The 8330-nt window shown below is 49.0% G+C and carries 6 protein-coding genes; 5 read left to right on the forward strand and 1 reads right to left on the reverse strand.

Annotation, left to right across the window (positions count from 1 at the left end; genetic code table 11):
* Nucleotides 1-53: 53 nt before the first annotated feature.
* From ICL07_RS20340 to ICL07_RS20360, 5 genes are all read left to right on the forward strand, one after another.
* A complete protein-coding gene (locus ICL07_RS20340; protein ID WP_188089885.1) occupies nt 54-1127 on the forward strand; it encodes a hypothetical protein in 1074 nt (357 codons plus the stop codon).
* 528 nt (nt 1128-1655) lie between these two features.
* Nucleotides 1656-2483, forward strand: a complete 828-nt coding sequence (locus ICL07_RS20345) for a COG1470 family protein (RefSeq protein WP_246485124.1) — start codon at nt 1656-1658, stop codon at nt 2481-2483.
* 2 nt (nt 2484-2485) lie between these two features.
* A complete protein-coding gene (locus tag ICL07_RS20350) occupies nt 2486-3466 on the forward strand; it encodes an ABC transporter ATP-binding protein (RefSeq protein ID WP_188089886.1) in 981 nt (326 codons plus the stop codon).
* A complete protein-coding gene (locus tag ICL07_RS20355) occupies nt 3450-4439 on the forward strand; it encodes an ABC transporter permease (RefSeq protein WP_246485125.1) in 990 nt (329 codons plus the stop codon). Before ICL07_RS20350 ends, ICL07_RS20355 begins: the two co-directional genes overlap by 17 nt.
* Nucleotides 4440-4525: 86 nt before the next feature.
* Nucleotides 4526-7564: a sensor histidine kinase gene (locus ICL07_RS20360; protein ID WP_188089887.1), complete on the forward strand. Its 3039-nt coding sequence runs from the start codon at nt 4526-4528 to the stop codon at nt 7562-7564.
* On the opposite strand, the gene ICL07_RS20365 is transcribed toward ICL07_RS20360, so the two are convergent.
* Nucleotides 7530-8195: a response regulator gene (locus ICL07_RS20365; RefSeq protein WP_188089888.1), complete on the reverse strand. Its 666-nt coding sequence runs from the start codon at nt 8193-8195 to the stop codon at nt 7530-7532. The two genes, ICL07_RS20360 and ICL07_RS20365, sit on opposite strands and share 35 nt — an antisense overlap.
* Nucleotides 8196-8330 lie beyond the last annotated feature (135 nt).

The raw sequence follows: 8330 nt of genomic DNA on the forward strand, positions 1-8330 counted from the left end.
CCGGTTAACCTCAGATACCTTGTATTTCTTCAATTAAATTAACCCTCATTATTATGGACAGACTTCTACCGGGGCAATCCCTCCGGGTGGGCGATTCATTGACATCCCCCAATAAACAATCTACGTTGATATTGCAAGCCGATGGCAACCTTGTACTGTACCGCGCCGGTAACAGAGCCAGATGGGCCACTAATACAGATGGCCGTCAGGTGGAGATACTGGAAATGCAGGGAGATGGGAACCTCGTTATGTACGGACCTGGCCGCAGCTATGTATGGGATACCGCTACCGATGCTCATTATGGCGCCTGGTTCATATTACAGGACGACGGCAACCTGGTGGTATATGATACCGATGGCCGTCCGTTATGGTCTTCCGATACCTGGATCAGACTACATTCTGTAGGATTCAAACCCAGCGTCAATGGTTTTCACTTTAGTAACAATGACTTTCCCGATTGTCCGTTGTTTAAGCTGACACAGCCTATTCCATTCGGTAAAATTAGTATTCCTATTGGTAACGCTTCTAAAGGCGTCTGCGGCGGAATGGTATTTGCGGCGCGCGACCTTTTTGAGAACAATATGTTACCACCAGCCACGAAGGAGTCGCCTTGTAACGATAGTTTGTACCGTTACCTGGTAGATCGCCTGATAGCCAGCTTTAACCTGCCCGGCGGTATCGCCACCTATATGTTCCTGATGAACCCGGAACTGTCGGACCATGAAACCACCGCGAGTAAAATAGGCATCACGCCCAGAGGCAGGGCCTGGCGTATGATCAAACAGGAATGGCCCGTGATAAAAAATAAACTGGACAATAACCAGCTGGTTCCTCTGGCACTGATACTGAAAAAATCACTGAACCCCTTCGATCTCGGCGAGAACCATGTCGTACTGGTGTACGGGTACGAACTGGATGGAACATTCCTTTCCCTCAATGTATATGACCCCAACTTCCCGGATGAAAACAATGCCAGGATCAGTTTTTCATTAGCGAGGCCTGAGAATACAACGGAAGTGTTCCGTTCACACGGTTCCAAGCGAATCTGGTGTTTCTTCCAGCCAAGTTATAGCCGTAGCCGGCCTAACTTTTTAACGGCGACCGGCAGTTTGGTTGCGGATCATTGATGACGTTGTCTCTCTCTGCCACGAAGGCGGGTGGAGGCGCATCCGGAAACCCAGGGCTAAAGCCCTGGGTTCCATGGATTGCCTACATCCCACATCTCTCTTCATTCCCCATCTACACCTGTTTTAACATTATTATAACAATTCAATATTTAATTTTCGGCTTTACAAATTGTCTGAAATTTGACTTCTCCTGAAAGGAGCATTTATATTTTTCTATTTGATCTTGTTTTAACGCAATTCAATTTCATCTAGCATGACAAACATTTTAAAAGCCAAAACATTACACCACAGGACCTCTATAATGCCTGTGCCTACGGAAGAAACCACCATTGCTGTTATCAAAGCAAACCTGCTCAGAGCACATTATTCCGGAACAGACGGACCCGCTGAGTAATTATCCTCCTGATTTAATGATTGTATGACTGCTTCAGTGGCGCTGCTATTGAAGCCAACTGTTATTCCTAAGGCTGTCTCCGTAGCATGGAGAAAGGCCGTATGCACTATTGTCAAAAACTATCGTTCCATATTATGTTATCGTTATCCAACTACCGGAAAGTTTATTGTATTTCATTTTTTTGTCTGGCCCTGGCCTTGGGCGCCCATGCACAGAAGGGCAAAGGAAAATCTGCTTTTTCAGCCAGGCTCGTGAATATTGAGTCCACCGCGAAGGAGCCGTTTCGTTATAATCTGAGCCTGTCTAACGGCAGCGGGCATACGGAGTTGTATGGTTTAAGAGCGGATGCGCCGGAAGGATGGATGGTGGCTTTCCGCGCGGAAGGCACCCAGGTGGCCGGTTTGCGCCTGGATTCGGGCAGAACGCAGGATATTTCCCTTGAAATAACGGCCGCGCCTTCAGTGAAGCCTGGTAAATACAACATCCCGGTGGTGGCCATATCACAGGCCGATACACTCCATGCCGATGTGGAAGCGGTGGTGAAAGGCAGCTATAGCGTAGAACTGACGACGCCTACAGGACGATTGAGCGACGATATAACAGAAGGCCGCAGCAGGCAGGTACAGCTGACGGTGAAAAACACCGGTACCCTGCCGCTGGAAGCGCTGGAGCTTTCAGCCCAGGCGCCGGCTTCCTGGAGCGCCGTATTTGAACCCGCTAAAATTGACCACCTCGATGCAGGTAAAGAACAGCAGGTGACGGTTACACTCGGCGTTCCGGATAAAACCATCGCCGGTGACTATGTGACGAATTTTACGGTAAGGAATAATAATGTCAACAGCAATGCGGCTTTCCGCATGACGGTCAAAACCTCCATGCTGGCCGGTTGGATAGGTACGCTGGTGATCCTGCTGTCGCTGGGCATCGTGTATTACCTGATACGTAAATATGGAAGGAGGTAGACATGACGACAAATCCTATTATAGAACTGGACAGACTCACCAAAAGTTACGGCACCAAAAAAGCGGTAGATCATCTCTCCCTGAAAGTAAACAAAGGAGAAATATTTGGTTTGCTGGGACCTAACGGCGCCGGTAAAACCACCACTATCCTGATGATGCTGGGACTGGCAGAACCTACCTCGGGCCAGGCTGTGGTGTGCGGAATCAATGCTACCCGTAACCCGGTGGGCGTACGGCGGAAAGTAGGCTATCTGCCGGACAGCGCCGGCTTTTATGATAACCTCACGGCATTGGATAACCTGATGTATGTCGGCCGCCTTAATGGTATCCCTGAAAAAGATATCCGCTCCCGGGCCCGCAATACCATGGAGATGGTAGGACTGGGAGCAGAAATGCATAAAAAAACGGGGGCCTATTCCCGTGGTATGAAACAGCGGCTGGGCCTTGCCGACCTGCTGATCCGTGAGCCGGAGGTGATGATACTTGACGAGCCTACACTGGGAATAGACCCCGCCGGCATCCGCGAATTTCTCATGCTGATACGGCAACTCAGCCGGCAGCAGGAGCTGACGGTGCTGTTGTCTTCCCATCATCTTCACCAGATGCAACAGATCTGCGACCGTGTGGGCATCTTCGTAGAAGGGAAATTATTGGCAGAAGGTAATCTTGAAACACTGGCCGGTAACCTGTTCGGAAAGGATTCCTTTGTGGTACAGGTGTCCCTCAGGGAACCGCTGACAGCGCCAGTGGAAATAGAGCGGCAACTGCTGGCACTGCCCGGCGTCAACAAGGTGTCGATAACGGAAGGAAACGTGGACATGTCCTGCAGTACGGATATCACACCGGATATTGTCCGCTTTTTTGTACGGAGCGGGTTAAATGTAACCGGCGTACATAAAAAGGAATATGGTTTGGATGAGATCTATCATCGTTTTTTTGAGCAGAATACTAAAAAGTATATTTTGAATGAACAGGCTGTTTAACCTTTTTTCAACCGGAGCGGGCGTTCCAGGGCCGTTTTGGGTGATGGTGCGCAAAGAGGGAGGAGACCATATCCGTAGCTGGCGGTTTATGGTGATGCTGCTGCTGATCCTGTTTACCTTCCTCGGTGCGATGTATGTATCGTTGTCGAATATCCGGAGAGTGGTGACAGATTTTAATGATCCGGACCATGTGTTCGTGTATCTGAAATTACTAACCACTTCCGATAATTCACTGCCTACGTTTTATATTTTTATCAGCTTCCTCGGTCCCTTATTGGGTATCGCACTGGGCTTCGATGCTATTAATTCGGAAAAGAATAATGGTACATTGGTACGGCTATTGGCGCAGCCGGTATACCGCGATAACCTTTTACTGGCGAAGTTCTACGCTGCGCTCACCATTGTGGGCGTGCTTTTTCTCAGCCTCGTGTTACTCATGATCGGGGCCGGGCTCCTCATCACCGGTGTGCCGATGGAGGCCGCGGAGCTATTCCGCATCCTGGCGTTTGTGGTGTTGAGCGTGATCTATGTGGGATTCTGGCTTAGCCTGTCGATAGCGCTATCCGTGTTGTTTAAACATGCGGCTACCTCTGCGCTCACTGCAATCGGTATCTGGTTGTTCTTTACGGTGTTTTACCAGCTGATCGTCAATATGGTCGTTAGGACGGTGTTACCCGATCCTGCATCGCTGGCGCCGGAGCAGGTGGTGATTTACAACAATATCATTTTGTCCTGGTTCCGCCTGGCGCCCAGCCAGTTGTATACCGATGCTGCTACTACGTTGCTGATGCCTTCAGTGAGAAGCCTGGGACCGTTGACCATGGAGCAGATGGCCGGCGCTATTCCGGCGCCGCTATCGTTCAGGGAAAGCCTGATGGTGGTATGGCCACAGGTGACAGGGTTGGTAGCCGCTACGGTGGTTTGTTTTGCCGGCGCGTATTATTTTTTTATGCGCCGGGAAATAAGGACCTGATTGTGATAGGTGGAGACGCTTCCGGTAAAAGTTTTTATATCTTTGCCGCGATAAAAAAAATCGGGCTGCCCGTATCGCCGTAGTAGATGAACCTTATTTTTTGTCTCCACCTATGTTTATTGAACCTGTTGCCGGCAGCACCCCCGCTTCCGGTGGATACTACCGCCCGCTACCATATCAGGCATTTTACAGATGAGGATGGTTTACCGCAAAACAGTATTAAAGGCATTGTACCCGACAAGAACGGGTTTCTGTGGCTGGCTACGGAGAACGGCCTGGCAAGATTTGACGGCAACTATTTCCTGAATTTCAGCAGCGACAACTTAAAGGAGCTGAAAAGCAGCCGGATGGCGAGAATTTATCCCAATGATACCGCCATAGCGGTGGAGAATGACATCGGGGAGATACTGACGGTGTCCGGTAGCACGGTCACGCATATTGGAAAAGTGCTGCCGGGGTATCAATACCAGCAATACAAGGAAACTAACCACGACTATTACCCTATTCGCGGATGGCCGGATGACTATGCCGCGCATTTTGCCAAAAAATTGCCGGTGGTATTGCCACAAACTTCTGACAGTTATTTTTCAGTGTACCGCGATACCATCTCTCATGTAAAAAATGGGACAACTGACTACCGCATCGTTCAACCGCAGCTCGACCTGCTGCGGTTATTTGTTTGCGGCAACCGGCTTTTCTACCTGGATAAAGACGGACAAATTACAGGATGGATGCGGGAGCACCCCCTGAAAATCATGTTAACAGGAGAATTGCTGGCAGACCCGGCCTTCAGCAAATGTAAACTGGAACTTATGTGGAACCCTGTAACACGACAGGTTTTCATCTATACGGACCATGCCTGTTACCTGTTGCAGCCACTACCGGATGGGAATATACGCAGTATTCAGGTAGTGGGGAATTTAAACCTGCCGGAATCCTATATCACGTCTATCTATTACGATGAGCAGGACCGCCGCGTTTTCCTGGGCAGCTCTACCAAAGGGCTTTATATTTGTACCCGCCAGCAATTTACCGTTCACAAATCGGATGCTTCCGGCGCGGAAGTATTCTATGCACAGGCCCCTTTCCCGGGTAATGCGGTGGTTACCGCATCCGGCCTCACTTTCCATCAGACAGGGGGATACCACTGGCTGCCTTTTGCTGCTGACAAGGAAAATTCCCTGGAGAAATATACCCTGGCCCGCGATCCGCAAGGCATATACTGGGGAAGGGATGGTATGATCCTGATGGGTATCTCTGCCGATTTCAGCCGGGTGTTATATAAATTCGAATTACCCTATCTCATTGGTCCCGTACATGCCAGTCAGGATGGAAAGCTTTGGATAGGAGGCAAGTACCCCGGACTTTATTATATTAATACCGCAGAACCCGGTCAGGGATTGAAGTTCCTGGCTGCCGGAGTGAACGATGTTACCTATATCAAAGAGGGCAAGATCCCTGGCCTGTTGTGGGTGGGTACCGGCAAAGGCCTGTTCCGTGTTCAGCTGCCGTCAGGACATACGGATACGATCCGGGGATTGGAAGAGGGGAATGTACGCAGTATCTACATTCCTAAACCGCGGGAAATCTGGATTACGACTTATAACAAAGGTGTTTTCCTTTTCCGCGATGAACGGCTGGTGGCGCTTCCGCTGGACCGTCAGCGGTACATGACTACTACCCATTGTATTACGGAAGATACCCTGGGGTATTGCTGGCTGACCACCAACAAAGGCCTGTTCCGTGTCAAACGGCAGGATGTGCTGGATTATGCAGACGGTAAACAGCACGACTTGTTTTATTATTATTTCGGGAAAGACCAGGGTTTTAATACCAATGAGTTCAACGGCGGCTGTCAGCCCTGCGCTTTTAAATACGACAATGGCGATATTTCACTGCCATCATTGGATGGGCTGGTGCATTTCAGTCCGGCTGCTATTCATATGGAAGTACCCGACGAAGGCATATTCGTGGACTGGATGGAACATAACGGGAAACCCGCAAGAGGAGGGGAGCATGTAGACCTGCCGAATGATTTTAAAGCTTTTCAACTGCATGTCAGCTCTCCCTATTTTGGCGACCAGCGGAATCTGTATTTTTATTACTGCCTGGAGAAAGATGACTGGCACGAAGAACGTATATGGCTTCCTGTGAGCAGCGATCGCACGATCACCTTGTCTTCCCTGTCTTCCGGCAATTACCGTATCCGTATCCGGAAGCTGAAAGGATTCGGAAAAGACCAGTATATCGAAAAAGTGATCGTTGTACACGTCCTGGAAGCGTTTTACGAAAAAGTTTGGTTTCGTATAGCCGTCCTGGTTGCCCTGATCTGTCTGATCATATGGCTCTATAAAATACGTATCCGGCGTATCCAGGACCAGAATAAACTGTTGGAACTAAAGGTGCTCAACCGCACGCAGAAACTGCAGGAAACCATGGCTATCCTGCAGGAATCGGATGAACAGCTGCGTAAGCAGAGCCTGATGAACAAACACCTGCTTACCGCTATTACCCATGATATTAAAACGCCGCTGCGGTTTTTGCTGAGCGTTAATAAAAGTGAGCCTTCGCAGAAGGATGAAATAAAAACCGTTACCTATGAGAGCCTGTATCGTATGCAACTGCTGGTGGATAATCTGATTCATTACATGCGAACGACTTTCCAGGCGGGCGATTTTTCAGCAGAGACGGTAGCATTGTTCCCGCTGGTGGAAGAAAAGATGGCTATTTTCAGGCCGGTGGCCGATGCAAAGGGAATAACGCTGTCGAACCTGGTGTCACCGGAAATGACCGTCGTGGTAAACCAGTTGTTACTGGCAGTAGTGCTGCATAACCTGCTGGATAATGCCGTAAAATACACTACCCGGGGTGGGATAGAAATATCCGCCGAAAGCGGGGATGGGATGGTGACTATTCATGTGGCAGATACCGGTAGTGGCATGTCGAGGGCGGTCAGAGACTGGATTAACCACTCCGAAAATGACGGGACAGGCCATTCAGCCAGCACCGGTATAGGACTCATTCTCGTGAAGGAATTGCAGCCGGCCATCCATGCGCGCTTGTGGGCCCGCCGCCGTGATGATGGCGGGACTATACTTTCATTACAGCTTCGCCAAAATGGGTAGTGGCGTGGTACATCTGCGTTTTTTCTACCAGCGCGATCACATTTTTTACCCCGGTCTTCTCAAAAATACGGGCTTTGTAAGTACTGACAGTCGTGAGTTGCAGATGAAGCATCTCCGCAATTTTTACCAGGGGAAGCCCTTTTATCAATAGGTTCATGACTTCTATCTCCCGCCCGGAGAGTACCGCAAATGGATTGTGGTGAGGTTCCTGTTGTTTGGTGTATTTTCTGATCAATTGTTCCCGGACAGCCTTGCTGATATATTTTTCACCTGCCAATACCGTATGGATGGCTGTTTTAAATTCATCATCCACAGAATTTTTCTCAATATATCCATCCGCACCGGTCTGTACATAGTCCAGGGCATACAGTATTTCTTCATACGCGGAACAGATCAGTATTCTCAAATGAGGTTGACGGAGCCTTGCCGCTTGTATCATCTGCAGGTTGTTGCCGCCGGGCATGTTAATGTCCAATACCAGCAGGTCGAAATGCTGTGCGTCAATCAAAGAAATGGTCTCGTCAAATGTTCTGGCTTCTGCAACCAGCATGTCAGTGCGCAGGGAGCAGATAATTTGTTTTATGCCCAGTCTTACAATAGAATGGTCATCTGCTATCAATACATGTGTCATTTCCGTTTCAGTTAGGCAGGGAGGGTAGCATAGATCTTTTGTCGCCTCTAAATTAGCATATTTTTCTTCCGTTGTATATTTTATTTATAAATCTTTTTAAGATGTGATTTTGTCTTGTAGTATAACTACTACATG

Source organism: Chitinophaga qingshengii, assembly GCF_014529935.1.
GTDB classification, from domain to species: Bacteria; Bacteroidota; Bacteroidia; order Chitinophagales; family Chitinophagaceae; genus Chitinophaga; species Chitinophaga qingshengii.

Bases quoted from the DNA above. Each gene is read 5' to 3' on its own strand.
- ICL07_RS20340 (WP_188089885.1), top strand. From the start codon at position 54: ATGGACAGACTTCTACCGGGGCAATCCCTCCGGGTGGGCGATTCATTG.
- ICL07_RS20345 (WP_246485124.1), top strand. From the start codon at position 1,656: ATGTTATCGTTATCCAACTACCGGAAAGTTTATTGTATTTCATTTTTT.
- ICL07_RS20350 (WP_188089886.1), top strand. From the start codon at position 2,486: ATGACGACAAATCCTATTATAGAACTGGACAGACTCACCAAAAGTTAC.
- ICL07_RS20355 (WP_246485125.1), top strand. From the start codon at position 3,450: ATGAACAGGCTGTTTAACCTTTTTTCAACCGGAGCGGGCGTTCCAGGG.
- ICL07_RS20360 (WP_188089887.1), top strand. From the start codon at position 4,526: ATGAACCTTATTTTTTGTCTCCACCTATGTTTATTGAACCTGTTGCCG.
- ICL07_RS20365 (WP_188089888.1), bottom strand. From the start codon at position 8,195: ATGACACATGTATTGATAGCAGATGACCATTCTATTGTAAGACTGGGC.